The sequence below is a fragment of the Kribbella sp. CA-245084 genome (assembly GCF_050942355.1).
Taxonomy (GTDB): Bacteria; Actinomycetota; Actinomycetes; order Propionibacteriales; family Kribbellaceae; genus Kribbella.
This window is the reverse complement of the sequence record NZ_CP192053.1, coordinates 175717-201671: the sequence shown is the minus strand read 5'-3', so window position 1 is coordinate 201671 and position 25955 is coordinate 175717. Positions and strand designations below refer to the sequence as shown.

The following is a 25955-nucleotide window of genomic DNA, read 5'->3' as shown; positions in this document are numbered from 1 at the left end:
GACGGAGCCAGGTGGAGGAGCTGACCCGCGGCCGGCGGTTGCTGGTTCTTGGCATCTGCTGTTCCAGTCTGTTCATCGTCGGGCTCGACTCGACGATCGTGAACCTGGCGCTGCCGGCGATCCGGTCCGAGTTCGGGGCTTCGGTGTCGAAGCTGCAGTGGACGATCGACGCGTACACGCTGGTGCTGGCGAGCCTGCTGATGGTGTCCGGGTCGACGGCGGACCGGGTCGGGCGGCGGCGGACGTTCCAGGCCGGTCTGGTCCTCTTCGGGATCGGGTCGTTGCTCTGCGGGGTCGCGTCGAGCATCGACCTGCTGATCGCGTTCCGGGTGCTGCAGGCCGTCGGCGGGTCGATGCTGAACCCGGTGGCGATGTCGATCATCACCAACACCTTCACGAACCCACGCGAGCGCGCGCAGGCGATCGGTGTCTGGGGCGGCGTGGTCGGGCTGAGCATGGCGGTCGGACCGGTCGTCGGCGGTGCGCTGGTCGACGCGGCCGGGTGGCGGTTCATCTTCTGGATCAACGTGCCGGTGACGGTGGCCGCCGTACTGATGACCGCATTGTTCGTACCGGAGTCTCGCGCAGCGGTCCCGCGACGGATGGATCCGGTCGGGCAGGTCCTCGTCGTACTGCTGCTCGGCGGGCTGACCTACGGGATCATCGAGGGCCGTACGGCGGGGTGGGGCTCGCCGCTGATCATCGGGTGCTTCGTGGTGTGCGTGTCGGCCGCGGTGACGCTCGTGTACTACGAACGCCGCCGGGAGGAGCCGCTGCTCGAACCGCGGTTCTTCCGGAGTGCGCCATTCTCGGGAGCCACGCTGATCGCGGTGTGCGGGTTCTCGGCGCTGTCGGGGTTCCTGTTCCTCAACTCGCTCTATCTGCAGTCGGCACGTGGTTTCACCGCGCTACATGCCGGACTGCTGACGCTGCCGATGGCCGCGATGACTGTGGTGTTCGCACCGATCTCTGGCTGGCTGGTCGGCCACCGTGGTCCGCGCGTACCGCTAGTGGTCGCCGGGACGATGCTGACGGCGTCCGGCCTGATCCTGTCGCGGCTGGGGACATCTACATCCACCGTGCAGTTGCTGATCGGCTATCTGGTCTTCGGACTCGGCTTCGGCATGCTGAACGCGCCCATCACCAACGCCGCCGTCTCTGGCATGCCCCGCTCCCAGGCTGGTGTCGCAGCCGCCATCGCCTCGACCAGCCGCCAGGTGGGTGCGTCGCTGGGCGTCGCGATCGCCGGCACTGTGCTCACGGCCCGTCTGGTCGGCCCACTCGAGACAGGCTTCGTCGACGCCGCTCGCCTCTGCTGGTACATCATCGCCGGCTGCGGCGCCCTGGTCCTGATCCTCGGCCTCATCACAACCAGTGCCTGGGCTCGACGTACTGCGGACGCGCTCGTCAAGACTGGATGATTCCGGCGCGGGTCGTCGCTCCTCGTCCTGGAGCAAGTCCTTCTAGTGGGACAACGACGATCTGGTCGCGGAAGATGTACATCGGACCGGGCAGGTCGGGGCTGCCCCTTGGCGATAGGCATACAGGCCGCGAGGCTTGTCCAGGCTCAATGGATAGATCTCGCTCCGACTCGCGGCGGTCTCCGGTAGGCGGGCGTAGCGGAGCAATTCGAGCGCCTGGAGCATGCCGGCCCAGAACGAGACGAATGAGATCGTCGGGATGTCGCCGATGCCGTCATCGTTTTTGGGGTGCGTACACCCTGCGCATGGCCCGCCGACGGGATGCGCCGAGACGACGACGTAGTCGTGGGAGGTAGAGCCAACGACGACAAGGCCCGACGCAAGACGCTGCGCCGCCCATCGAGAGGGGATATCGTCAACGCCCACCAGGACGCGCGAGCTGAGCGGCCCAAGTATGGCGGCCGTGTCATCGTCGAGGTGATGTTTGACACCCACAATGGCAAGTGCCTCGCTACCAAAGCTCTCCAGTACATCGACCTTCGCGAGATTCACGTGGGAGCGGCGGCCGAGCGCATATCTGTTCAAGTTGCTGGCGGCAAACGTGTCTGGCTCGATGACCCGGACGGCCGCGCGGACGGTCTGCAGCCGGAGAAGCGTGAACAGCGCCGCGTTGCTGATCGCGCCTCCGCTGATCAGATCAATATCTCCGAGATCCTGAAACTCCCCAGGCAGTAAGTAGCGGAGGTCGAGGGCGACCTCGCGGCCCAACTCACGACTCCAACTCCCACTCTGCTGGGCTGACACTCCGAGATGCTCGGCGACGCGAGGGACTGACGCCCGCACACCATCTGCAGCCGCTGTCGTAGATGCAGCCATGGCCGTCACCGGATCGTCGCCGACCCACCGGATGTTGCAGTCCGAGCTGTTGCCAACCTGCACACGACCGTCATTGCCGGCGACCCTGACATGAACGCCAGCGACGTGCGTATCCCCAAGCGCGAACGTGACGTCGGCCCTAGTTGAGGGAGAGTTGCCACTCGGCATCAGATCTGCGAGGTACTCGCTGAGCGCCTGCCCGATGCGGTCACCGGTCAGCGGCGGCTGCGATCTCACCAATGCAACGTCGGCCACGTCAAGATCGATGTGCATCCCGAACATCGCGAGCTGTCCGCACAACGTGACCAGCGCAGTCTGCCCTGCATACGACATGAGATTGTTTTGGTCTGCAACGACGCGTGCCGTGCTCGCTCGGAGTCCCGCGACGATGCGCGGGTCGTCCGACGGGTCCGAGTGGAAGACGTCGAGCCGCAGCAGGAGCGCGGTACGAGCAAGAGCCTCTTCATCAATCATCGCAGGACCGAATCGACACGTACCTCGCGCCACAGCCCGGTCGGACCCATCTCGACTAGGTGGGCACCCCGCAATGTAACCAGTCCTGTGGCGAAGTTCGGGATCACCAGGGACAGGAAGCCCAACTCCGGGGCAATGGCGAACTGATCGTCAATCTCGGAGTGGTTCGCCGGCCCGGGGTGAGTGTGGACTTGAGCCAGCACACGCCGGTAGTCACGACGAAGGCCGAGGAAGAACTCGGTGACCCATCCGGAGTTGACCTCATAACTCGCGAACGTAGCCCGATGATCGGGGTGGACGACATCAGCCACCACATCAGGGTTGCGCCAGATGGCGCACCAGTACACAACGCACTCACGCCGCCCAGCTCCGCAGTTGCGGAGCTGGGCGAAGGTGTCCACCAGGGCGGGAGCCGCGAGCGAAAGGGTGGTCATTTGCCGCCGCGCACGGTGCTCTGGCGGAGGATCAGCAGGGCACCGGCGACGATGTGCGCATCGTCCGCGGACTGCTGGTCGTCGGTGATCTCGATCCCGTCCTCGGTGAACAGGCTCAGCAGGTGGTTCGACTGGACGCTGAACACCTTCTTCGCGTGCTCGAGCAGAGCCTGCACGCTGGCGTGGGGCTCGAAGGGCACTTCGCGGTCAGTCCCGTTGAAGGTGACGGTGACCGTGTTCTTCTGGTTGGGCATGGCACTAAACCTTTCGTCATATCTCGGCCCCCCACTGGATGCTAGCAGTTCAGCAACATCTTCTGCGTAGAATGAAGCTTAATTTTGCGACAAGAAGTTCGCTCAAGATCGTGTAGCGTGTTGTCACCCACCCCAGAGACCAGACCCCTCAAGATGAGGGCGCTGCGCCCTTTCTCCATCCCGAACTGGAGCCGCCAAAACGTGACTACTTCAGCCAGGCTCGACCCGGCCCGGCTCCGCCTGGCAAGGGAGCTGAAGGAGTGGAGCCAGGCGGATCTGGCCCGAGCGGCCGATGTCACGCCAGCAGCGGTGAGTCAGTTCGAGTCCGGCCACACGCGCCCCGCCGATGAGACGATTCCGATCCTCGCCAAGGCCTTGTCGGTGCCCGTGGCATTCTTCGGTGTCGAATTGGCAGAGACGCACGAAGGGTTCTTCCGTTCGCTCAGGAAGAGTTCTGTCTCGCAGCGACGACACGCACGGGCGCTCGCCCATTTGGCTCACGATGCCGCGCAGAGTGCGCCGGAAAGTATGCTGCCGGAGGTTACAGTCCCGCACTGCTCGGTCGACCTGGACGCCTCCCGCGAGCGCATCGAAGATGTTGCGGCGCGGGTTCGCCGGGAGTGGGGGGTACCAGCCGGTCCGGTAGAGAACGTGGTCGAACTACTGGAGAGGCACGGCGTCGTCGTCATCCGTCTGCCCCTCGACTCCGCCGACGTGGACGCATTCTCGCTGCCGTTTCCGAGACACCCTGTCGTCGTCCTCGGCGCGGACAAAAACGACAGGGCGCGGTCGCGGTTCGACGCGGCCCACGAGCTCGGTCACCTGGTGATGCATGGAGAGCAGGTCTGGGGACTGAAGGAGATTGAGGACCAGGCGCACCAGTTTGCGGCGGCCTTCCTCATGCCTGAGGACGACATCTATGACGAGCTGCCACCACGCGCGGACTGGCCTCTGCTCTTCCAGCTCAAGTCCAAGTGGCAGGTTTCATTGGCAGCTCTTCTGTTCCGCGCGAAGACGCTCGGTCGGATGACGTCTTCCAACTACCTCACCGCGATTAAGGCCAGTTCGGCGCGAGGTTGGCGCCGTTCCGAACCCGTGCCGCTCGGCGCTCCGGAGACTCCGACTCAACTTCACGCATACCTGCGAACCAGCGACGCTCGCAAGGCTACTGCCCACCTCCCTCAGCAGGTCGTGGCTGCGCTGGTCGAGGCGTTGGACGACTAGCCCGACGCGCTGTCACGCTGGAGGGGCACCGGATTGGTCATGCGTGATCTTCTTTCAGGAGATCACGGGACTTCCTGCGAGAGCACCTGGGCTGAGAGTCGCGGCGGTCGCGTCGAGTCGCACCGGCAGCCCGAGGGGTAGGGCGAGGTTCAGTGACTCGTGTCCGATTGCCGCGCCCTCGACCATCGGTACGCCGAGGGGCTCGAGCCGCTCGCGGACGACATCGACCGGATCCTGGACGCCACTGAAGTCGCCGATCACCAGCCCCGTGACCTCATCGAACCACCCGGCGCGCAACAGCTGCGTCAGCATCCGGTCCACGCGATAGCCGGCCTCGTCGACCTCCTCCAGCACCACGACACCGGCCGGCGGCGCGTACGTCGGCGTACCAAGGCTGGACGCGAGCAAGGCCAGGTTGCCACCGCACAGCCGTCCCTCAGCGACCCCACCAACCACAGTGCGAGCACCAGCGGGCGCAAGCAGGTCGGTCACGCTCGATGGCTCGAACAGCAACGCCCGCAGCCGCTCCCGCCCATCTGAGTTCTCCAGCTGCTCAACAGCAGCAGCCATCGGACCGTGCAGAGTCACCAGACCACGTGCGTTCAACGGCTCGTGCAGTGCGGTGATGTCGCTGAACCCGAGGAACCACTTGGGTATGGCGACCAGCTCGTCGAAGTCGACGTGCTCGAGCATCCGCTGCACGCCGTACCCGCCCCGAGCACAGAACACCGCGGCGTACTGCGGATCGAGCCAGGCGTTCCGCAGGTCCTGTGCGCGCGCCTTGTCGTCCGCAGCCAGGTACTGGAACCGCTCGTGCCCGGCCAGCACCGACGGCATCACGTCGACCTCGAGGCCCCACGACCTGAGGTGCTCCAAGCCGATCTGCAGGCGTGCGCCGTCCACGCGGCCCGACGGCGCCACCACGGCAACCCGATCACCACTCCGCAGTCGCTGCGGCACCACCACGTCAGTCACGCCGAGGACGCTACCAATCGACCCGCAGCGTGGTGCTCTTGGAGACTCCGTTCACCGTCACACCCAGCTGCGCGGTGCCCGGGTGCAGGGCGGTCAGCTGGCCGGTCGCCGGGTCGTACGACGCAACCGCCCAGAACGGCGCGGTCTTTGCCGGACCGATGTACAGGAAGGTCGAGCCCCACCAGTCCGCAGAGACCGGGAAGGTGACCGGGATTCGCCGGTCCTCCTGAATGACCGTGGCGGATGCTGTGGCGGACTGGCCGCGGCGGAGTGACGTAGGCGCGGTCAGCTCGAGCGAGTCGACGTGCGGCCGCAGTTCGACCTGGAACCAGGACCGCTCCGGCGCCGACCAGTTCCGCTCGCCAGCCGGCGCCGCCGTCACATGCGGGTCGATCCCGACCAGGGCCCATCCGGTGAAGCCGCCCGCATCCGGCGCCGCGGCCGGGCTCTTGCCCGAGTTCCCCGTCAGCGGCAGCAGCACACCGTCAGTCCGCGTCGCGGCGAACGTCCCGGCGTGAGCCGCCATGTACGCGGCACCCTTGCCCGTTGAGGCGCGGAAGTCAGCCAGCCACTGAACGATCATGGCGGCTTCCTTGCGGTCGCCGAGCTGCGAGTTCTGCGTCGGCGACGGGTCGTCGACCGGGTGGTGTGCCATCACCACGACGTTCTTGATCGAGCGGTCCTGCGCCGCGGAATCGAGCTGCTTGCGCAGGTCGAGGATCTGATCGAAGCCGCCGGCCCGCAGCGACCCGAGCGACGAGTCGCGCAGGATGAACCGGGTGCCCTTGTGGTCGAACGTGCTGGTCGCCGCCCCGAAGACCTTCTTCCACTCGGACAGGTCGCCTGGTCCGTAGGTCTCGTGGTTGCCCGGCACGTAGTGCACCGGAACCTGGCCGGCCACCTCTTCGTCGATGATCTGCTTGGCGAGCGCGATGTCCGGCCCGAAAGCCCGGTCGACGAAGTCGCCGTTGATCACCAGGAAGTCGGGCTTCTGCGCGAGTGCCTCGCGGATCGTCCGCCGCGCCTGCTTCACGTAGTCCGAGTTCGGGTCGTCCGAGGTGAACTGCGCGTCCGACATCACCGCGAACCGCCAGCGGCCGTTGCCGGTGACCGTCCCGTCGGTGACGACCATCGGGTCGATCACCTTCGCCGGCGGCGTCATCGTCACCGGCGGTGCACTCCGGATAGTCAGGTCGTCGATGATGATCCGGCCGGAGTACTGCCGCGTCGGCGAAGTCTCGACGACGTAGATCCGCCAGAACCGCAGCGGGTACGTCAGCCCGGGCGGGATGTCCGCTTCGACGTACTTCCAGCCGGTCCAGTCGACCGTGGCCGCGAGGTTCAGCGTCTGCGCCGTACCGCCGGCCGCGTCATAAGCGTTGGCCCGCAGCCATGCGCCCTTGCCGTCGCCGTAGATCCAGGCGCCGAGCTTCTGCGGCTGACCAGGCAGCGTCTGCTGCGGCGTCTGCGAGAGGTACGCCGCCCGCGTGGCCGTGCTGCCCGTCAACGAGTAGTCGAGCGCGATCGCCGGCCCGCCGTCATGTCCCTCCGCAGCAGATCGCGACGCCGTCGCCGCACCAACCGGTACGGCGTTGGCCGCCCACTTGGTCAGGTCGTCGAGCTTGTCGACCACCGTGCTGGTCAGGCCTGACGTCACGCTCAACTGGGTGCTCAGGGCACCGACCTTCGCAGTGATCACGGTCGAGACCGCGTCGTCGGTCAGCGCGTTCACCTCGAAACCGTTGCGCGTAGCAACGACCTTGACGGCGGCCGGGTCGTAGCTGAGCTTGACGTCCTGCGGTTCGATCCAGGTGGAGAACCCGTCGGCGTCGTACCCGTCGACCTCGAAGAAGCCCTTGGCGGTGGAGTCGGAGAGCGACACCTGGCGGGTCGAGGGGGCGAGGCGGGCCGGCGTACCGAGGACTGTCATCGGGAACCTTCCGTTCGCCGCGCCGCGGGTCGCGGTCACGATCACGTCGCCCGCGCGGCGGCCGGTGACGACACCGTGCTGGTCGACGCGGACGTTGCTGCCCGCGTACCACGACGGCGTACCGGCAGCGGGTGCGTAGGTCTCGTCGTACCCGGCAGCGCTGAGGACTCGGCTGAGTCCGGTGAGGACGCGGGAACTGCGCGAGATGTCGGCGTCGGGGCCTTCTTGGGAGGTGCCGACCGACTCGACGCGGAAGCCCTTCAGCGTGCCGGAGCCCTTGACCGGGAGGAGGCCGAGACCGTTCGGGATCAGCCGCTCGCCGCCGTCGGACGGGTCGTTGACCACGTCCGGCGCGGCCTTGCCCGGCGTACGGGCCAGCATCGTGGAGGAGCCGCCGCCGTCGAGGTTCAGCGCGTCGTCAGCCCCGAGGCTGATCATCAGCCGGCCCATCTCCTTGAGCGACAGCCCCCGGGATCCGGTCGCCCGGCCGTCGACGGTCAGCAGGATCATCCGGCTGCCGTCGGCGTCGAACCCGATCGCGGTCCGCGGCGCGAGGTCGGCGTCGGGTACGTCGTCGGGGACCTTGCCGTCCTTCGCGAGCTGCGAGTTGCCGCTGACCGCGGCCGCGACAGCACCGGCGTCGGGACGCAGGCCGTACGCGACGTCGACGTGGTCGCCGACCTGCAGAGCAGTCAGTGCGTCGGCGCCTGCCTCACGGCCGATCAGCGCCTGCTCGCCGGCTGCGAGCGGGGTGGTTGCCGGAGTGGTTGCCGACGAGACGACCACACCGTCGCGAAGGATCACCTCACGCACGGTCGGCAGGCCGTCCACGGTCCGGGTCCGGGCCGCGTCGCCCCACTCCGGGGTGTAGAGGCCGATACCGCCGGTGTTGACGGCCGGCGAGTTCAGGTTGGTCAGCTCGAGCTTGGTGGCGCCGTCGGTCGCCGTGCCCTGCAGGAACAGCTCGGCGATCTTGCCGAGCCCGTCCTTGCCGATCACCGCGGTGTCGTTGTGGCCGGCGGCCGGCGCGTTGGTCAGCTTCCCGGATTCCACCCCGACGCCGAGCGGCGCGGTGGTGTCGTTGATGTCGAAGAAGTCGCCGTTCACGCCGGCGATCGCGCCCTTGCGGGCGAGCTGCTGGCTGAGTGGCTGACCGCCCGACACCTTGCCGCCGTTGTTGACCAGGTCCACGGTGACGCCGTGCTTGCTCAGGTCGGTGTCGAGGATGTCGCCGCGCTGCCAGCCCTTCGGATCGAGGCGGTCGAACGACGTGTAGTTCACGCCCGCCGCGACCGGGCTGTCGACCCGCGACGTCAGTACACAGTCCTCGGCGATCGCGGCGTCGGTAATGCCTTGGGAGGTCTGCCCGAGGGCTGGATCGACGAGTACGCCGGCGAGTAGACCGCCGACGCCTACGGCTGTGGTCAGAGCACGGACGAGCGACACAGGAGCCTCCCCAACGGACGGACAGCTGTGACAAACTAACGTCTCGCCGACCGATTCGGAAGGTCTTTCACTTGTTGTTCAGCGGCGGTTGGCGAATCCGGTCTCGTAGGCCACCACAACTGCCTGGACCCGGTCGCGGACCCCGAGCTTGGTGAGCAGCCGGGCGACGTGCGTCTTCACGGTCGTCTCGGCCACCACGAGCTCGGCCGCGATCTCGGCGTTGGACAGGCCACGCGCGATCAATCGCAGTACGTCGAGCTCCCGGTCGGTCAGGGTGGCGAGCTCGGGAGGCAGTCCCTGAGCGACCACCGGTTCGACGAAGCGCTCGACCAGCCGTCGGGTGATCGCGGGCTCGATCAGCGAGTCACCGGTCGCCGCCGCGCGGACCGCCGCGATCAGGCGGGTCGACGGTGAGTCCTTGAGCAGGAACCCGGCCGCTCCCGCGCGGAGCGCACGGTAGACGTACTCGTTCTGGTCGAACGTGGTGAGCACGATGATCGTCGGCGGGTCGGGCTGCCGGCGGATCTCCTCGGTCGCGGACAGCCCGTCGAGCTCGGGCATCCGGATGTCCATCAAGATCACGTCCGGCGCGGCCAGCTGAGCCTGCCGGATGGCCGCAGTACCCGTGTCGGCCTCGGCGACCACCTCGATATCGCCCTCGGCCTCCAGGATCACCCGGAACCCGGTACGCACCAGGGTCTGATCGTCGGCGACCAGCACACGGATCTTCTCGGACACAGGCTGATTGTGCGTCATCCGTGGGGCGTACGCCGTCATCCCCGCGGACGACGCGAGCTTCACAGGATCGTTCTTGCGCCAGACGTGGACGACGGGCGCCGAAATCTACCTTCGCTGCATGGGGTCATAAGACCCGGGGACGAAGGGACAAACCGATGAACGAGATCTTGAAGGGGATCAGGCCCCTCGACTACGTGCTGGCCGGCCTCATGACCGCTGCGGTTGCGCTGCTGATGGTCGAGAACATCACGGCCACCGACGCCGACCTGCCGCATCCGCTGTCGACGACCACGTGGGCGATGCTGCCGGTCTTCCTGCTGGTGACGCTGCCGATCCTGTGGCGCCGGCGCAACATCCTCGCGGTCGTCGGCGTCACCGCCGTCACCACGCTGGCACACGTGCTGGCGTTCGGCTGGGTGACGCGGTGCGGCGTCCTCATCCCGCTGGGCTTCGCGCTCGCGTACGCCGTTGCGCGGTTCGCCGGCTCGTGGCTCAACCAGGTGATCGGTCTCGGAGGCGTTGTCGTGCTCGAGGTCGTGATGCTGTGGCGGGACGCGTCGATCGACGCGGTGGCGGGCGCACTGGCGGTCGCACTGCCGGGGATCGCGCTCTTCTACGGGATCGGCGTACTCGTGCAGAATCGAGTCACCAAGCAGTCCGCCGCGGTGGCGACGGTCCACGAGCACACGGCCGCTTGAGTAGGAGCCGGTCATGGGTGGGGTCTTCAGAGGGGTCAAGCTCCGCGATTGGGGGATCGCGGGCGGTCTCACCCTGCTCGGCGTCCTGTTGATGTTCGAGAACCTCCAGACATCCGACGCGCAGGTGCGCAACGCCATCGCGGAGGGATCGATGGTGCACGCACAGAGCTCGCACTCGTTCTGGATGATTCCGGTGTTCGCGGCGGCGACCATTCCGGTGCTGTGGTGGCGGCGAGGCATCCTCGCCGTCGCCACGGTGTCCGTGCTGGCGATGGCCTCGCACGACCTGTTGTTCGGGTGGGTGACCCGCTGCGGTGCGGGTCTCCCGCTCGCGTTCGTGGTCGCGTTCCTCGGGGCGCAGGCGTCCAAGCGGAGGACCGCGTGGATCGTGTGCGGGCTCAGCGTCGTACTGACCGTGTTCGTGCTGGTCATCGACGCGACCACCGGCCCGGCCGCGATCATCCTGGCGCTGCCGATCGTCTGCATCGTGTTCGGCGTCGGGCTGGCGGCTCGTCGTCGTACGGCGCTGAACCAGGAGCTCGCGGACCGCGAAGCGGAGCTGCGGCAACTGCGCGACGAACGCGCGGCGCTCGACGTCGCGGACGACCGGGCGCGACTCTCGCGTCAGCTCGACGGATTGCTGCAGGAGCGGCTCGCCGACCTGACCACGGCGGCCGAGTCCGCGGACGGCCTGTCGCCCGCGGAGGCGAGGGCGGTGCTGGAGTCGATCGAGTCGGACAGCCGGCAGACCTTGGACGACATGCGGGAGATCGTCGGGCTGCTGCGCGGCGATGATGTCGCGTTCGCGCCGACGCCGACGGTGGCTCATCTCGACACGTTGCTCGCACGACTTCGTACGGCGCACTCGCAGCTGGTCGTGACCGGCGATCCGCGCGCATTGCCTGCAACTGTTGAGCTTTCGGCGTACCGAATCGTCGAGCATCTCGTGACCGCACTTGCCGATCAGGCCGATGCGCCGATCGTCGTGTCCGTGCGGTTCGAAGACGATGCGCTCGAGATCCGTGTGAACGGACAGGTGGGCGAGGCGGCCGATCTGAAGGCGGCGGTTGCCCGTGCCAAGGAGCGCGCGAAGTTGCTGGGCGGCTCGGTCGACGTCAAGGTCACCAAGGGGCGGGCGGGCGCGGTCGCCCAACTGCCGGTGGTCGGCTGAGCGCCATGAACGCCGGACGCAGACTCGAGCAGGCGGGGATCGTGGTGCTGGTCGCCGCAGTCATCGCCGTGCCGACTGCGATCCACGGCTGGCCCACGTCGGTCGGCGGGAACCTGTTCACCGCGGGCCTCCTGGCGAGCGGGCTCATGCTGATGTGGTGGCGGACCCATCCTCGGTTGGTCGCCGTACTGGGCGGTGCGCTCCTGATGGTGCCGGTCGTGCTCAACGCCTACGGCTGGTTCCCGGACACGGCGTTCGCGATCCTCGCGCTGCTCACGCTGGTCGCGGCGCTCGGTTGGTCCGGGCGCGCTTCATGGGTTGTCGCGGGCGGGCTGGCGGCGTACCTGGCCGTTCTGTGGTTCGTCCTCGGCGAGAACATCGAGGTGCCGCTGATCATGTTCAGCGTCCCGAGTTTCCTGGCCGGGACGGTACTGCGGTTGCACCGGGAGTCGGCCGAGGCGCTCGCGCGGCGCGGGCGCGAGCTCGAGGAGGAGCGCGAGCTGTTCGCCGAGCTCGCCGTACGGCATGAACGGGCGCGGATCGCCTCCGAGCTGCACGACATCGTCGGGCACGCGATCAGCGTGATGGTGATCCAGGCGGCGGCCGGGCAGCGGCTGGTGGATCGGGATCCGGTCGGTACGTCGCAGGTGTTCGCCGGGCTGGCGGAGTCGGCGCGGCAGGGGCACGAGGATCTGCGACGGCTGGTCGAGCTGCTCGGTGGGGTAGAGGTCGGCGGGCCGGATCTGTCGCTGATCGAGGAGATCGTCACGCGGGCGGCGCGGAGCGGGCTGGACGTCTCGTGCCGGTTCGAGGGTTCGCGCGACGGGGTGTCGGCGCCGGTCGCGCATGCGGCGTTCCGCGTCGTACAGGAGAGTCTGACGAACGCGCTGCGGTACGCACCGGGTGCTGCGGTTCGCGTTGTGGTGAACGGTGCCGGACGGGATCTCACTGTTCGGGTGGAGAACGGCGATGCGGTTCAGCGGCGTCCGTTGCTGTCCGGAACGGGGCGCGGGCTGGCCGGGCTGCGGGAGCGTGTGCAGGAGTTGGGCGGTCAGCTGGTCGCCGGACCGGTTGCCGGTGGCTGGCTGGTCGAAGCGACCATGCCGGGCGGCGACCGCCGGCGCGCCTGGCGCGCAGGAGTCGGTCGCCGCAGCTGAGCCGGTCGAAACGCCGCGGCTTCAGCTCCTGCTGACGGTCAGTTGGTGCTGACGGGGCGGCCGGAGGTCTGCCAGGCGTGCATCCCGCCGTCGAGGTTGATCGCCTCGCGGCCGAGCTGGTTCAGGAACTGGGTGGCCATGCCGGAACGGCCGCCGACGGCGCAGACGCAGAGGACCTTCTGGTCGAGCGGCACCTCGCCGACCCGGTCCTGCAACTGACCGAGCGGGATGTGCACCGCGCCGTCGATGTGCCCGCGGTCCCATTCGTCCGGCTCGCGCACGTCGAGCACGAACGCCTCGGCGAGCAGCTCGTCGTCGAGTTCGGCCACGACCACGGCGGGGATCTCCTGGTTCCGGAACATGCCCCAAGCATGGCAGACCGGCGGTACCCGCAGGTGGCCGGTTCCGGAAGGCGGTTGCCCGGAGTCCGTAAAGCTATTGACACCGGGCGGGGGATTTCGGACCGTGGCTCGAAGGGAGGTTGCGGTGGCGCTGATTCAGGGAATCCCGGGAGAGTTCGAACCGCAACCCTGGGGTGAGGCAATCCTGCGGAGTCGTGAGCTCCTGCTGCTCCGGATCGCCCGCCGTCCACCGGACCACGAAGTACGCCTCCCTGGTCTGGCCACCGCCCCGCTGCACGTCGTCGAGGACCACACCGGTCGTGCGTTGACCTGGCGCCACGACGGCGACGATCTGGTCGTCCGCCTGCCTGACTCCGGCGAATCACCTGTCGTCCGCGTCGCCTTGCAGGGCAAGCTGCGGATCGTCCCGCAGGACACGGTCACCGCCAATGCGGACGGCGTCTGGGACCTCACTCCGACCGGTGCGAAGGCTCACCTGGTTGCGCGGCGAGCCATGGATGTCGCCGTACGGTTCGTCGGCATGGTCGAGCCGGACAGCCAGCACCACATCCGGTTGGCCCGACGACGGTACGGCGTAACCGGCCAGCAACTCACCCGCACCACGATCGGTCCGTTCCCGATGCCTGCGCTTCGGGTCGTACCGCTGGCGATCCCGATCGGCGTACGGCGGGTGCTCGTCGCGCAGGTCGGCACGGTGCTGGCCTCGATCCACCCGGGCCGCGACGAGGTCACCGTGGTGGTCACGAACTTCGGCCGCACGCGGGCGCGCGGTGAGGTCGAGCTGCCGCTGCCATCGGAATGGTCCGCGACCGAGCAGGCGTGGACCTTCGACGGACTCGAGGCGGGCCGGTCCGTCGGATGGGCGACCCGGGTTGCGGGTCCACCCGGCCGGCACGAGTTGCGGGTCCGGTTGGAGGCGGGCCGACGGTCGGCTTCCTCACCGTACGTCGTCGCGCTGTGACCGCTTGCATTCTGAGAGCGCTTCCCCTGTACTGGCAGTGAATCGATCTACCGCCCCGATCGAGGAGTTCACGCATGCGCAGAACTACTGTCCGCCTGCTCGCCGCCGGGATCCTGCTCATCACCGGCACCGCCGGCACCACGGTCGCTCCGGCCGCGGCTGAAGCCATCGCACCGACAACCGCCGTACGGGCGCCTGCCCTGCCGTCGAAGGCGCCGGCCGGTGCGTTGGATGCGACCGGCTACTGGACCGCCGAGAAGCTTCGGAACGCCATCCCGGCCGACCTGCCCGCCGGAACCCCTTCAAAACAAGGGACTTCCACGTCGAGTGGTGTCGCGTCCAAGCCGATCGCGCCTCTCGCTAAGAATCTCGCCAACGACGCCGTGCCGAGTACGGCGGGCAAGTTGTTCTTCACCGACAACGGGCTGAACTATGTCTGCTCGGCGTCAACGATCAACAACAACTACAAGAACCTGATCATCACCGCGGGCCATTGTGTGCACAGCGGCGCCGGGGGTGCTTGGCACTCGAACATCGTGTTCGCGCCGGCGTACTACAACGGCCAGTCCGGCTACGGCCTGTGGAACTGGAGCCAGGCACGCACGTTCAACTCCTGGATCAACAGCAGCGACTTCACCCACGACCAGGCTTTCGTCACGCTGCAGCAGCGCAACGGCGCCAACCTGATCGACGCGGTCGGCGGGAACGGGCTCGTCTGGGGCAACAGCCAGAACCAGTCTGGAACCCGGATCTGGGGCTGGCCGGCCGAGCCGCCGTACAACGGTGAGGTGCCGTACTACTGCGACGGCGACACGTACGCGTGGGGTTCGGACGCGGCGCTGACCTGCTCGATGAACGGCGGCGCCAGCGGCGGACCGTGGTTGAAGGACCGGATCGACGCCAACCTCGGCTATGTCTTCGCGGTCACGTCACGCCGGACGACGAGTGGTACACCGACGCTGCTGTCGACGCCGAACACGCCCGACGTGAAGACCATGTTCGACGCGATGACTACTTGAGCAGCTTGGACAACCGGCGGTCGGCCAGCGGCTTGCCGCCGGTTTGGCAGGTTGCGCAGTACTGCAGGGAGGAGTCTGCGAAGCTGACCTCGCGGACGATGTCGCCGCAGATCGGGCACTTCTCGCCCTTGCGGCCGTGCACGCGCAGGCCGGACTTCTTCTCCGACTTCAGGTCCTGTACGGCGAGGCCCGCCGAGCGGTTCACCGCGTCCTGCAGGGTCTCGCGCATCGCGTCGTACAGCGTCTTGAGCTCGTCCTCCGACAGGTTCGACGCGGGTTTGAACGGGCTCATCTTCGCGACGTGCAGGATCTCGTCGGAGTAGGCGTTGCCGATGCCGGCGATCACGGACTGGCTGCGCAGGACGCCCTTGAGCTGGACCCGGCCCTGGCGCTTGAGGATGTCGCTGAAGTCCTCGAGCGACAGCGTGAACGGATCCGGCCCGAGGCGCGCGATCCCGGGGACCTCGTCGACGTCGCGCACGACGTACACCGCGAGCTTCTTCTGGGTGCCGGCCTCGGTCAGGTCGAACCCTGAGCCGTCGTCCAGGACGGTCCGGAGCGCGATCGGCCCCTTGCCCGGCCGGACCAGCCCGGTGTTCTGCTCCTCTTTCCACCGCAGCCAGCCGGCGCGGGCCAGGTGGATCACCAGGTGCACACCCTGGGCGGAGATGTCGAGGAACTTGCCGTGCCGCTGGACATCGTCGATCAGCAGCCCGACCATCGCGGACACCGGCGGGTCGTACGTCTTCAACGCACTGATCGCCGTGATGTCGGCCCGCACGAACGCATGCCCGACCGCACGCTCCCGCAGGAACGTGGCGAGCGACTCCACCTCCGGCAACTCAGGCACGCTCCTAGTGTGCCTGACGCCAGGGACAGTTCCGGCGGATCACCCATAGGAGGGGGTTGTGGCGGACGGTAACGTCGTGGACAACAGAGTAGGGAGGCCCTGATGGGGTTCGTGAAGACGTTGGTGAAGGGCGCTGTGGTCGCCAAGCTGATGCAGGTCGCGCAGCGTGAGCTGAGCAAGCCGGAGAACCAGCAGAAGATCAAGCAGGCGTTCCAGAAGGTTCAGCAGCGCCGGGCTCACTGAGCCGGTTTATGGGCCTGGAGGGTGTAGGTGGCGGCTAGATGGTGCGGATTCACCGTCAGGCGCCACTCACCATCCGCGTCCTCGGTCATCAGACCGGGGAGGGCGTTCCAGGGCGCACTGTCGTGCTCGGTGAGTGAATCGAACACGAGCCCGGCCTGCTGCAGGGCGGTGATCGTCTCGCCGAGACCGTGGTTCCACTCGTGCGTCACAGTGGTGGCGAACTCGACGTCGGTCTCGACGTACGTGCCACCCTCGTCGAAGACGAGCGGCTCGGCGGTCTCGAAGTACATGTAGCGCACCTCGGGGACCTCCGGACCGGCCTCCAGCGACCACAGCATCGGGTGGCCCTCGCGGACGAACAGCCGTCCGCCGGGCTTCAGCAGTCCGGCGACGACCTGCGCCCAGCGCCGGATGTCGGGCAGCCAGCAGAGCGCGCCGATCCCGGTGTAGACGAAGTCGTACGACGCCGCGCCAAGCACTTCTACCGCGTCGTACGCGTCGGCGACATGGAAGTCCATCGCCAACCCGAGCCGCTCCGCGAGCGACTGTGCGTGCTCGATCGCCGGCCCGGAGAAGTCCAGCCCGCTCATCCGCGCGCCCAGCCGGGCCAGTGAAACCGTGTCGGTCCCGATGTGGCACTGCAGGTGTACCCCGCGCAACCCGCTGATCTCACCGAGCCGCGGCCGATCGAACCGGACCACCTCGCTCAGGTACGACGGGTCCGCGAGGAACTGCTGCACGTGGTAGCTGGGCGACGCCACGTGCGCCGGTACCCGCTCGTCCCAGTTGGCCCGGTTCACGTCCCTGTAGTCAGTCACGCGTTCGAGGGTAGAGCTAACTCCACCCTCGAAGAGGATTCAGCGCGACTGCGCGCGGGGTGCTGGGCTGATGTGCTGGACGGCATGAGCCAGGTACTGGATCGGACGCGCATTCAGGACATCGACGCGCTGCGTGGTTTCGCCCTCCTGGGCATCTTGGTCGTCAACATCACCTTTGCCGCCTCCGGGTTCCCGATCCACGTCGCGGAGGACCCGGCGTACAACTCCTGGGTCGACGAGTCGGTGCGCTGGCTCTCGACGGCCTTCGTGGATATGAAGTTCTACCTGCTGTTCTCGTTCCTGTTCGGGTACAGCTTCCAGTTGCAGATGGAGGCGGCGCAGCGGGCGGGCGCTGCGTTCCGGCCGCGGATGCTGCGGCGGCTGGGCGGGCTGCTCGTGATCGGCGTACTGCACGGGGTCTTTCTGATCACCGGCGACATCCTCAGCGTGTACGCGATCATCGGCCTCGTCCTGCTGGGCATGCGCCGAGTGAAGGACCGTACGGCGCTCGTGGTCGCCGGTGCGATCTACGCGTACCTCTTCGTCACGCTGGCAGTCGCTTCGATGTTCCTCGACACCACATCGATCCTCGACCCGAGTACTGCGGTCGCCGCCGCGCAGCAGACGACTGCGAACCTCGCGGGCTCGTTCAGCGATGTCATCGGCGAACACGTGCGCGCCCTGCCGACGTACGGGCTGTCTCTGCTGACTGTGCAAGGCCCGACCACACTGGCCGCGTTCCTGGTTGGCATGGTGGTCGGACGGCACCGCCTGCTCAAGAACCTCAATGGCAACGAGGCAGTACTGCGACTGATCCAGCTGGTCGGCTTCACAGTCGGCATCACCGGCGGTGTGTACTACGCGTCGCTCGGCGGCAACGGCGACACCCGCGCCGTACTGATCAGCGTGCTCACCGCACCGTTCCTGTCGGCCGCGTACGCCGCATCGCTGCTGCGGTTCATGCACACCGATCGCGGCGAGGACATCCGCCGGCTGCTCGCGCCGGCCGGCCGGATGGCGCTGTCCAACTACCTGGGGCAATCAGTGGCCACGCTGTTGCTCTTCACCGGCGTCGGGTTCGGCCTGGTGGGTCAGGTGTCGCCACTGGAGACGATGGGCTTCGCGGTCGGGATCTTCGTCCTGCAGGTGATCCTGAGCCACGTGTGGCTCAACAACTTCCGCTACGGCCCCGTGGAAGGAGCCCTGAGGGCGGTCACGAATGCGACCGCCCCCAAGTGGCTCGATCAGGCCGCGTGACGGCCGTGGTGCAGCCGGGCGGCGCGGATCGTGTGCACGGTCCCGGTGGTCGAGGCGGGCTTGTGGGCAAAGGGCTTGGCCGCTGCGCCGAGCGCGAGCAGGTCAAGCTTGGTCCGGGCCACGTCGCGGTCATCGGCGATCCAGGAGCCCTTCGGGCCGGTCGCCGGACCGGTCGCGTGGCGCCTGTTGCTGATCTCCAGAGCTGCGATCACAGCCAGCACGAGTACTACGAAAACTACGTATCCGGTCATGGCAGTAATGATTCTACCATTGAGATCCTGCCACCAGTGGCACTATTGACATAGTTCGACAAATTCCTGCCATACTGGCCAGATGCTGCACAAAGTCGCCGTCGTGCTCATGGAGGACGTCGCGCTGTTCGAGTTCGGAGTGCTCGCGGAGGTGTTCGGGCTCGACCGGACCGCCGACGGCGTGCCACCGTTCGACTTCAAGGTGTGCTCGACCACCCCGGGCGAGCCGATGGACACGAGCACCTTCTCCCAGGTGATCGCGCCGTACGGGCTGGAGGAGCTCGAGGACGCGGACCTGATCGGCATCCCGGCGACCACGTGGCGGCACGCGTACGACGAGCGGGTCCTGGAAGCCCTCCGGCGGGCCGAGGCCCGTGGGGCGATCCTGCTGACCGTCTGCTCCGGGGTGTACGTCCTGGGGGCGGCCGGGCTGCTCGACGGCCGGCCGTGCACCACGCACTGGCGGTACACCGAGAGTTTCCAGCAGCAGTTCCCGACCGCGAAGGTCGACCCGGACGTGCTGTTCGTCGACGACGGCAACATCATCACCAGCGCCGGTACGGCGGCCGGCATCGACGCGTGCCTGCACCTGGTCCGCCGCGAGCTCGGCAGTGCGGTCGCGACCCGGATCGCCCGCCGGATGGTCGTCCCGCCGCAGCGCGACGGCGGCCAGCGGCAGTACGTCGACGTACCGGTGCCGGAGTCGTCGGGCGAGAGCCTGCAGCCGGTGCTCGACTGGATGATCGACAACCTCACCACCGATCACACCGTGCCCGCGCTGGCCCGGCGCGCGCAGATGTCCGAGCGCACCTTCGCCCGCCGCTTCGTCGCCGAGACCGGTACGACGCCGCTGAAGTGGGTCACCACCCAGCGCGTACTGCGCGCCCGCACCCTGCTCGAACAGACCCGGATGGGCATCGAGCAGATCGCATCCGAATCAGGATTCGGGACGGCGGCCCTGCTGCGTCATCACTTCCGTAGAGTGGTGGGCGTGCCACCACAGGATTATCGCCGCACGTTCCAGACCGCCAGCTGATGGTTGCCTACCGCAACGCCGAACCGTCGGACGCCCTTGCAGTGATGGAGTTCTGGGCCGGAGCCGCCGAGGATTCGCATCGTCCGCCGGACTCGGCCGACGCCGTACTGCGGCTGATCGACCGTGATCCGCAGGCTCTGATCCTTGCTGTGGACAACGATATTGTCGTCGGCTCGATCATCGTCGGGTGGGACGGCTGGCGTTGCCACCTCTACCGTCTCGCAGTCGCGCCGTCGCACCGGCGTCAGGGCATCGGCCGCGAGCTGGTCACCCAGGCCGAGGCCCGCTTCGCGTCGTACGGCGGTACGCGGGCCGACGCGATGGTGCTGGACGACAACGAACCGGCGCATCGGGTCTGGTCGACCGCCGGGTACGCGCGCCAGCCCGAGTGGTCTCGCTGGGTGAAGCCGCTCTAGCCGGAGGACGTGACGCCGCACACGTGTGGCACGTTCGATTTGCGTCGGCCCCCCGCGCTCTGGCTAGGGTCGGACGCAGTGAGTGACTCCAAACGCAGGTTGAGCTGGGACGTGGTGCGCGTCGTGGCGGTGCTGGCGGTGATTTTCACCCACGTGACGTACCAGGGCCCGTTCCTGCATCCTGAGCTCGGCGCACCGCTCGGTCGGTACCCGTTCCAGGTCGGCGCCAGCATCCTGCTGGTGATCAGCGCGTACTTCGTCTGCGTGACGATCCGCAGAGGCTCCACGTCGCGGTGGCTGTGGCGCCGCGTCTGCCGCGTGCTCCCGCCGTACCTGGTCGCTGTGCTGTTCACCTACACGGTCGTGGTGCTGTTCGGCCCGAGCAACTGGATCCTGCCGACGGGGCGCGACCTGTGGGGCAACCTGACGCTGGCAGCCTCGTTCGACTCGAGCATCCAGCTCATCGACGGCTCGTACTGGACGCTGCCGCTCCAGCTGCTGGCATTCGGCGCGGCCGCGCTGCTGTGGCCGCGTGGACTCGGGCCGCGAATCACCACGCTGCTCTGGATCATGATCATCGCGCCGGTGATCCTGCAGTGGGACGACCGGATCGGCCACAGCCCGCTCTGGGTCCAGCAGACGTGGAACGGCCTCGGACTGCATCGCCTGCAACTGTTCGCGATCGGCATCGCGATCTGGCTCTGGTCGCAGCGGCGGATCGGCGTACTGCATCTCGGCGCGCTTCTCCTCGCCACCGTCTTCGCCCAGCACGCACACACGGCGGACCTGCCGTCCTCGTTGGGCATCGGACTGCTGCTCGTCTTCGTCGCCGGCGCCGCACGAGGACCGGACTGGACCGCGTTCGCCCGGTTCCGCCGGCCGATCCAGTTCCTGGCACGGATCTCCTTCGGCCTGTACCTGCTCAACCAGGTCGTCGGCTACCTGATCGCATACCGGTTGATGGAGCTCGGGGCGGGCCGGCTGACTCAGATCGCCGGCGCAGTGATCGGTGTGATCGCGCTGGCCTGGCTGCTGACGAAGTACGTCGAGGAGCCGGCGTACCGCGGGTTGGCGGCGCTCCGGGTGCGCGGGCTCGGAGCCCGCGCGTTCGCCTGGCTCAATACTTGACACCGGATACTCGCCGCCTAATACTCGATTTCGAGTAATCGAGATCGAGGAGGCCTGATGGCCAGGCGCAAGGTCGGCAATCCGCTGGCGTTCGCCGTACTCGGGAGTCTGGGTGAGCGGCCGATGCACCCGTACGAGATCTCCACGATGCTGAAGGCCCGCGGCAAGGACCAGAGCATCAAGGTCAACTACGGCTCGCTCTACTCGGTCGTGTCCGCGCTCGAGAAGCACGGCTTCATCGAGGCGCTGGAGACGGTCCGGGAGGGCAATCGGCCGGAGCGGACCGTGTACCAGATCACCGCGGCGGGTCAGGCCGAGTTCAGCGACTGGCTGACCGAGCTGCTCGGTACGCCGTCGCGCGAGTTCCACCCGTTGGAGGCCGGTCTCGCGTATCTCCCCGGTCTGCCTCCGGATCGTGCCGTCGAGCTGCTCGAGCAGCGGCTCGCAGCGGTCGACGCGGAGATCAAGGAGATGACCGCGCTGCACGAGCACATGGCCGCGATGGAGTTCCCGCGGATCTTCTGGGTCGAGTCGGAGTTCCGGCTGGCACTGCTCGAGGCCGAGTCGGCGTACGTGCACCAACTCGCCGAGGAGATCCGGACGGGCTCACTCGGCGGCGCGGTGTTCTGGCGGCAGGCGTGGAAGCTCTTCCTCGAGGAGGGCATCAGTCCGGCCGAGCAGTTGAAGGATCCGGTCAAGTACTTCGGTCAGGAGTTCGCCTGGATGAAGGCGATCCCGCCGGAAGCCCACTAAGAGATGCGGCCCTCGACTCATCGGTGCGGCAACACCAGGAGTCAAGGGCCGCGGTTCCTCGAGTCGGTCCGAAGACCTGGCACCCAAGGCGCATTCATCAGGATAGCCAGCTCGGACCGGCTCCCAGCACACAAGGGAGTCACCTGATGCCTACGCATGCCCTCGAAGCGGTCGACCTGGTCAAGACGTACCCGGCCGGCCGGAAGAAACCACCTCTGCGCGCTCTCGACGGTCTGACCGTCAGCGTCCCGGAGGGCGTCGTACTCGGCCTGCTCGGGCCGAACGGCGCCGGCAAGTCCACCACCGTCAAGATCCTCACCACGCTGTCACGGGCCGATTCCGGTACGGCGCGTGTCGCCGGGTACGACGTTGTCCGCGAGCAGGATCGCGTCCGGCGCGCCATCGGGTACGTGCCGCAGAAGTCCAGCTCGGACCCGATGACGACCGGCCTCGAGAACCTGGTCCTGAGCGGTCGGATCTTCGGACTGTCCCGGCAGGACGCTGCACGCCGGGCCACCGAGTTGCTGGAGCGGTTCGGCCTGGCTGAGCACGGCGGTCGCGCGGTGAAGACGTACTCCGGCGGTATGCAGCGCAAGCTGGATGTCGCGCTAGGTCTGGTCCACCAGCCTCGCGTGCTGTTCCTCGACGAGCCGACCACCGGTCTCGACCCGGAGGCACGCGCCGACCTGTGGAACGAAGTACTGCGGTTGTCCGGCCAGGAAGGTCTGACCGTGCTGCTCACCACGCACTACCTGGAAGAGGCCGATCGGCTGGCGGGGCAGCTCGCGATCGTCGACCACGGCAAGATCGTTGCCGAGGGCACCCCTGAGGCATTGAAGTCGGCGTTGCGCGGTGATTCGGTACAGGTCGAGCTGGTCGATCCGGATACCGACGGATCGGTCCGCGTGTTGTTGAGACAGTTGCCGGGGGTCGACGAGATCGTTGTCGAGGGCAACACTCTGCGGGCGCGGGTGGATCGCGGGGCGACCGCGGTTCCCGCCGTACTGGGAGTCCTTGAGGACAAGGCGATTCCGGTGGTTGCGGTGACGGTGTCGCGTCCTTCGCTGGACGACGTGTATCTGCAGCACACCGGTCGTTCGTTCAAGGTCACCGAGGAGGCTGCGTGATGTCTTTTGCACACACGGGTTTGATCTTCGGCCGGTGGACGCGGGCGTCGTACCGGCAGCCGGCGTTGATCGCTTTCACGTTGATCCAGCCGGCGATCTGGCTGTTGTTGTTCGGGCAGTTGTTCCAGGGTGTCGTGCACATCCCGGGGTTCGGCGACTCGTCGTACATCGCGTTCCTGACGCCTGGGATCGTGATGATGACCGCGTTGATGACGAGCGGTTGGAGCGGTACGGCGTTCATCCAGGACATGGAACGCGGCGTGATGGATCGGCTGCTGGCGTCACCGGTGAGCCGGGGCGGACTGATGGCGGGGCAACTGCTGAGCAATGCGTCGACGACGTTGATCCAGACGATCCTGGTGTTCGCGATCGGCTTCGCCGCGGGAGCTCGGTACGACGGCGGGGTCGGCGGCTACGTGATCACGATCATCGCGTCGATGCTGATCGGGACGGCATTCGGGTCACTGTCGAACGCGGTCGCGCTGCTCACGCGTCAGCAGGAGGCGCTGATCGGGATCTCGCAGTTCGTCTCGCTGCCGCTGACCTTCATGTCCTCGATCATGATCGATCCCGCGGTCGCGCCGCACTGGGTCAACGTGGCAGCCCGCTACAACCCGGTCGACTGGGCCACGATCGCCGCCCGCCAGTCTTTGGCCGCCAGCCCTGACTGGTCGTCGGTCTGGCGGCACTGCTCCTATTTGCTGGCCTTCACGTTGATCGTCGGCTGGCTTTCTACTCGGGCTTTCCGGACGTACCAGCGGTCAGTTTGAGGCGTACCACGGCTTGATGATGTTGTTGATGATGGCGAGGCGTTCGTCGAAGGGGATGAAGGCGGACTTCATCGCGTTGATCGCGAACCAGCGGAAGTCCTCCAGCCCGTAGTCGAACGCCTCCGCCAGCAGGGTCAGCTCGCGGCTCATCGACGTACCGCTCATCAGGCGGTTGTCGGTGTTGACCGTGACCCGGAAGCGGAGCTTGGCGAGCAGGCCGATCGGGTGTTCGGCGATCGACGCGGCCGCGCCGGTCTGCAGGTTGGAGCTCGGGCACATCTCCAACGGGATCCGGCGGTCCCGGACGTACGCCGCCAGCCGCCCGAGCTCGGCCTTGTCGCCGTCGTGGTTGATGTCGTCGATGATCCGTACGCCGTGACCGAGCCGGTCGGCGCCGCACCACTGGATCGCCTGCCAGATCGACGGGAGCCCGAACGCCTCGCCGGCGTGGATCGTGAAGTGCGCGTTCTCGCGCTGCAGGTACTCGAACGCGTCCAGGTGCCGGGTGGGAGGGTAGCCGGCCTCGGCGCCCGCGATGTCGAACCCGACCACTCCGGCGTCGCGATACGCGACGGCCAGCTCGGCGATCTCCATCGACCGCGCCTTGTGCCGCATCGCCGTCAGCAGCTGCCGCGCCACGATCGGCCGCTCGGCGACCGCCATCCCGTGCTCGAACCCTTCCCGCACCGCATCCACAACCTGCTCGAGCGACAGCCCACGCGTCAGATGCTGCTCGGGCGCGTACCGAACCTCGGCGTACACCACGCCGTCCGCCGCGAGGTCCTGCACACACTCACTGGCCACCCGCTTGATCGCCTCGGCCGTCTGCATCACCGCGACCGTGTGATCGAACGTCTCCAGATACCGCTCCAACGACCCCGAGTCCGCCGACTCGACGAACCACGCCCCCAACTCGGGCGCCTCCGCCCGCGGCAACGCATGCCCGATCTCCCCCGCCAACTCCAACACCGTCTCCGGCCTCAAACCCCCATCAAGATGGTCATGCAAAAGAACCTTAGGCGCCGCATTCACCAACTCCGGAGTCATCATCCAGCCATCTTCGCAGGCGGCCTCCCGCGCTGCGGGCTCATACCCGGGCGGGAATTGAGGGTGGGTGGGGTGGGGACGCACTGTTGGCGGGTGGAGACGATGAAGAGTTATCACATTCAGTACGGCGGTGGGCTCGAGAGCTTGCGGTTGCGGGAGCATCCGGTGCCGGCGCCGGGGCCGAGCGAGGTGCTGGTTCGGATTTGGGCGAACTCGCTCAGCGCGCGTGAGCTGAACATCCTGCGCGGGCGCTACCCGCTGCCGGTGGCTGACGACATCATCGCCGCGTCGGACGGAGCCGGCGAGGTCGTTGCGGTGGGCACGGACGTGGATCGGGTACGGGTCGGCGACCGGGTGATGGGGGTCGTGTTCCAGCGGTGGTTCGACGGCCGCTTCGACCTCGCCCACGCCGACCAGCTCGGCGGGTCGCTGAACGGTCTGCTGACGGAGTACGCCGTACTCGACCAGGACGGCGTCGTACCGATCCCGGGTGAGCTCACGTTCGAGGAGGCAGCGACGCTGCCGTGTGTGGCTGTGACTGCGTGGAACGCCCTGGTCGGCGGCCAAGGTCTGGTGTCCGGTGAGCACGTCCTGACCCTGGGGTCGGGCGGGGTGTCCCTGTTTGCGCTGCAGTTCGCCAAGCTGCTCGGTGCCCGGGTGATCGCGACCGCCGGCAGCGACGAGAAGGCGGCGCGGCTCCTCGAGCTCGGCGCCGATGCGGTCATCAACCACACCGTCACGCCGGACTGGGCGAAGCAGGTGCGTGCGCTGACCGACGGACGCGGTGTCGACCACGTCGTGGATGTGGCCGGGACTCTGAACGAGTCGTTGCGGGCCACGGCGACCGGCGGCGAGGTCGCCTTCGTCGGCTCACTCGGTGGCGCGGACCCGATCGACGCCCGGTTGCTGTTCACATCCTCGGTCACGCTGCGTCCGATCGCCTTGGGACACCGCGCGCACTTCCGGGCGATGAACGAGGCCATCGCGGCAGCCGGCCTGCATCCGGTAATCGACCGGGTCTTCCCGTTCGAGGAGACCCCCGAGGCGTTCCGCTACTACATCGACGGCGGCGGGTTCGGCAAGGTCGTGATCTCGCACGCGGCTTGATCCCTGCGATCC

Annotated in this window: 27 protein-coding genes; 16 read left to right on the top strand and 11 right to left on the bottom strand. The window is 67.5% G+C overall.

The genetic code is table 11. The features are described from left to right. Positions 1 to 11: 11 nt before the first annotated feature. Positions 12 to 1421: an MFS transporter gene (locus ACQPYH_RS00995; RefSeq protein WP_432885214.1), complete on the top strand. Its 1410-nt coding sequence runs from the start codon at positions 12 to 14 to the stop codon at positions 1419 to 1421. A gap of 42 nt (positions 1422 to 1463) precedes the next feature. On the opposite strand, the gene ACQPYH_RS00990 is transcribed toward ACQPYH_RS00995, so the two are convergent. Genes ACQPYH_RS00990 through ACQPYH_RS00980 form a run of 3 tightly spaced genes read right to left on the bottom strand, consistent with a single transcriptional unit; the run spans position 1464 to position 3459 of the window. Further along, on the bottom strand, positions 1464 to 2771 hold the full coding sequence (locus ACQPYH_RS00990) for a hypothetical protein (RefSeq protein ID WP_432885211.1): 1308 nt from the start codon (positions 2769 to 2771) through the stop codon (positions 1464 to 1466). Continuing rightward, positions 2768 to 3205 (bottom strand): hypothetical protein, encoded by a 438-nt coding sequence (locus ACQPYH_RS00985; RefSeq protein WP_432885209.1) that lies wholly within the window; start codon positions 3203 to 3205, stop codon positions 2768 to 2770. The genes ACQPYH_RS00990 and ACQPYH_RS00985 overlap by 4 nt, the downstream gene beginning before the upstream one ends. Continuing rightward, complete coding sequence (locus ACQPYH_RS00980; RefSeq protein WP_432885206.1) at positions 3202 to 3459, bottom strand: hypothetical protein; 258 nt, start codon at positions 3457 to 3459, stop codon at positions 3202 to 3204. The genes ACQPYH_RS00985 and ACQPYH_RS00980 overlap by 4 nt, the downstream gene beginning before the upstream one ends. Before the next feature lie 153 nt (positions 3460 to 3612). On the opposite strand from ACQPYH_RS00980, the gene ACQPYH_RS00975 reads away from it, so the two are divergent. Continuing rightward, complete coding sequence (locus ACQPYH_RS00975) at positions 3613 to 4683, top strand: helix-turn-helix domain-containing protein (RefSeq protein ID WP_432885204.1); 1071 nt, start codon at positions 3613 to 3615, stop codon at positions 4681 to 4683. Positions 4684 to 4737: 54 nt separating this feature from the next. On the opposite strand, the gene ACQPYH_RS00970 is transcribed toward ACQPYH_RS00975, so the two are convergent. From ACQPYH_RS00970 to ACQPYH_RS00960, 3 genes are all read right to left on the bottom strand, one after another. Continuing rightward, the gene (locus ACQPYH_RS00970) at positions 4738 to 5658 is read right to left on the bottom strand and encodes a S66 peptidase family protein (RefSeq protein WP_432885202.1); all 921 of its coding nucleotides are present in this window, start codon (positions 5656 to 5658) and stop codon (positions 4738 to 4740) included. 10 nt (positions 5659 to 5668) lie between these two features. Next, on the bottom strand, positions 5669 to 9034 hold the full coding sequence (locus ACQPYH_RS00965) for a phosphodiester glycosidase family protein (protein WP_432885200.1): 3366 nt from the start codon (positions 9032 to 9034) through the stop codon (positions 5669 to 5671). Between the two features lie 78 nt (positions 9035 to 9112). Next, positions 9113 to 9772, bottom strand: a complete 660-nt coding sequence (locus ACQPYH_RS00960; RefSeq protein WP_432885196.1) for a response regulator — start codon at positions 9770 to 9772, stop codon at positions 9113 to 9115. A gap of 155 nt (positions 9773 to 9927) precedes the next feature. Between ACQPYH_RS00960 and ACQPYH_RS00955 the strand changes: the two genes are divergently transcribed. Genes ACQPYH_RS00955 through ACQPYH_RS00945 form a run of 3 tightly spaced genes read left to right on the top strand, consistent with a single transcriptional unit; the run spans position 9928 to position 12798 of the window. Then, the gene (locus ACQPYH_RS00955) at positions 9928 to 10470 is read left to right on the top strand and encodes a hypothetical protein (RefSeq protein ID WP_432885193.1); all 543 of its coding nucleotides are present in this window, start codon (positions 9928 to 9930) and stop codon (positions 10468 to 10470) included. A gap of 13 nt (positions 10471 to 10483) precedes the next feature. Beyond that, a complete protein-coding gene (locus ACQPYH_RS00950; protein WP_432885190.1) occupies positions 10484 to 11641 on the top strand; it encodes a sensor histidine kinase in 1158 nt (385 codons plus the stop codon). 5 nt (positions 11642 to 11646) lie between these two features. Beyond that, positions 11647 to 12798, top strand: a complete 1152-nt coding sequence (locus tag ACQPYH_RS00945; RefSeq protein ID WP_432885187.1) for a sensor histidine kinase — start codon at positions 11647 to 11649, stop codon at positions 12796 to 12798. A gap of 38 nt (positions 12799 to 12836) precedes the next feature. Here ACQPYH_RS00945 and ACQPYH_RS00940 read toward each other — a convergent pair whose 3' ends face one another. Then, on the bottom strand, positions 12837 to 13160 hold the full coding sequence (locus ACQPYH_RS00940) for a rhodanese-like domain-containing protein (protein ID WP_432885185.1): 324 nt from the start codon (positions 13158 to 13160) through the stop codon (positions 12837 to 12839). 124 nt (positions 13161 to 13284) lie between these two features. On the opposite strand from ACQPYH_RS00940, the gene ACQPYH_RS00935 reads away from it, so the two are divergent. Continuing rightward, entirely contained in the window at positions 13285 to 14121 is an 837-nt protein-coding gene (locus ACQPYH_RS00935) for a hypothetical protein (RefSeq protein WP_432885182.1), read from the top strand. Between the two features lie 74 nt (positions 14122 to 14195). Next, the gene (locus ACQPYH_RS00930; RefSeq protein ID WP_432885179.1) at positions 14196 to 15140 is read left to right on the top strand and encodes a trypsin-like serine peptidase; all 945 of its coding nucleotides are present in this window, start codon (positions 14196 to 14198) and stop codon (positions 15138 to 15140) included. Here the strand turns inward: ACQPYH_RS00930 and ACQPYH_RS00925 are convergent. After that, complete coding sequence (locus tag ACQPYH_RS00925; RefSeq protein WP_130445603.1) at positions 15133 to 15990, bottom strand: DNA-formamidopyrimidine glycosylase family protein; 858 nt, start codon at positions 15988 to 15990, stop codon at positions 15133 to 15135. The genes ACQPYH_RS00930 and ACQPYH_RS00925 overlap by 8 nt on opposite strands. A gap of 102 nt (positions 15991 to 16092) precedes the next feature. Here ACQPYH_RS00925 and ACQPYH_RS00920 point away from each other — a divergent pair, with 102 nt between their 5' ends. Beyond that, a complete protein-coding gene (locus tag ACQPYH_RS00920) occupies positions 16093 to 16233 on the top strand; it encodes a hypothetical protein (RefSeq protein WP_432885176.1) in 141 nt (46 codons plus the stop codon). Here the strand turns inward: ACQPYH_RS00920 and ACQPYH_RS00915 are convergent. Next, entirely contained in the window at positions 16227 to 17051 is an 825-nt protein-coding gene (locus ACQPYH_RS00915; protein WP_432885173.1) for a class I SAM-dependent methyltransferase, read from the bottom strand. The genes ACQPYH_RS00920 and ACQPYH_RS00915 overlap by 7 nt on opposite strands. An 84-nt stretch (positions 17052 to 17135) precedes the next feature. On the opposite strand from ACQPYH_RS00915, the gene ACQPYH_RS00910 reads away from it, so the two are divergent. After that, positions 17136 to 18308, top strand: coding sequence for a DUF418 domain-containing protein (locus tag ACQPYH_RS00910; RefSeq protein WP_432885170.1), 1173 nt, complete (start codon positions 17136 to 17138; stop codon positions 18306 to 18308). On the opposite strand, the gene ACQPYH_RS00905 is transcribed toward ACQPYH_RS00910, so the two are convergent. Further along, complete coding sequence (locus tag ACQPYH_RS00905; RefSeq protein WP_432885168.1) at positions 18296 to 18559, bottom strand: hypothetical protein; 264 nt, start codon at positions 18557 to 18559, stop codon at positions 18296 to 18298. The genes ACQPYH_RS00910 and ACQPYH_RS00905 overlap by 13 nt on opposite strands. An 82-nt stretch (positions 18560 to 18641) precedes the next feature. On the opposite strand from ACQPYH_RS00905, the gene ACQPYH_RS00900 reads away from it, so the two are divergent. The 6 genes from ACQPYH_RS00900 to ACQPYH_RS00875 all read left to right on the top strand — a co-directional run bounded on the left by ACQPYH_RS00900 (position 18642) and on the right by ACQPYH_RS00875 (position 23789). Then, a complete protein-coding gene (locus tag ACQPYH_RS00900; protein WP_432885166.1) occupies positions 18642 to 19595 on the top strand; it encodes a helix-turn-helix domain-containing protein in 954 nt (317 codons plus the stop codon). After that, positions 19595 to 20011, top strand: a complete 417-nt coding sequence (locus ACQPYH_RS00895) for a GNAT family N-acetyltransferase (protein ID WP_432885163.1) — start codon at positions 19595 to 19597, stop codon at positions 20009 to 20011. The genes ACQPYH_RS00900 and ACQPYH_RS00895 overlap by 1 nt, the downstream gene beginning before the upstream one ends. Before the next feature lie 78 nt (positions 20012 to 20089). After that, a complete protein-coding gene (locus ACQPYH_RS00890) occupies positions 20090 to 21139 on the top strand; it encodes an acyltransferase family protein (RefSeq protein WP_432885160.1) in 1050 nt (349 codons plus the stop codon). Between the two features lie 57 nt (positions 21140 to 21196). Continuing rightward, a complete protein-coding gene (locus tag ACQPYH_RS00885) occupies positions 21197 to 21892 on the top strand; it encodes a PadR family transcriptional regulator (protein ID WP_432885158.1) in 696 nt (231 codons plus the stop codon). Between the two features lie 146 nt (positions 21893 to 22038). Continuing rightward, positions 22039 to 23019 (top strand): ATP-binding cassette domain-containing protein, encoded by a 981-nt coding sequence (locus tag ACQPYH_RS00880; RefSeq protein WP_432885156.1) that lies wholly within the window; start codon positions 22039 to 22041, stop codon positions 23017 to 23019. Further along, on the top strand, positions 23019 to 23789 hold the full coding sequence (locus ACQPYH_RS00875; protein ID WP_432885153.1) for an ABC transporter permease: 771 nt from the start codon (positions 23019 to 23021) through the stop codon (positions 23787 to 23789). The genes ACQPYH_RS00880 and ACQPYH_RS00875 overlap by 1 nt, the downstream gene beginning before the upstream one ends. Here ACQPYH_RS00875 and ACQPYH_RS00870 read toward each other — a convergent pair. Then, entirely contained in the window at positions 23781 to 24839 is a 1059-nt protein-coding gene (locus tag ACQPYH_RS00870) for an adenosine deaminase (protein WP_432885150.1), read from the bottom strand. The genes ACQPYH_RS00875 and ACQPYH_RS00870 overlap by 9 nt on opposite strands. A 99-nt stretch (positions 24840 to 24938) precedes the next feature. On the opposite strand from ACQPYH_RS00870, the gene ACQPYH_RS00865 reads away from it, so the two are divergent. Further along, positions 24939 to 25943 (top strand): zinc-dependent alcohol dehydrogenase family protein, encoded by a 1005-nt coding sequence (locus tag ACQPYH_RS00865; protein ID WP_432885148.1) that lies wholly within the window; start codon positions 24939 to 24941, stop codon positions 25941 to 25943. Positions 25944 to 25955 lie beyond the last annotated feature (12 nt).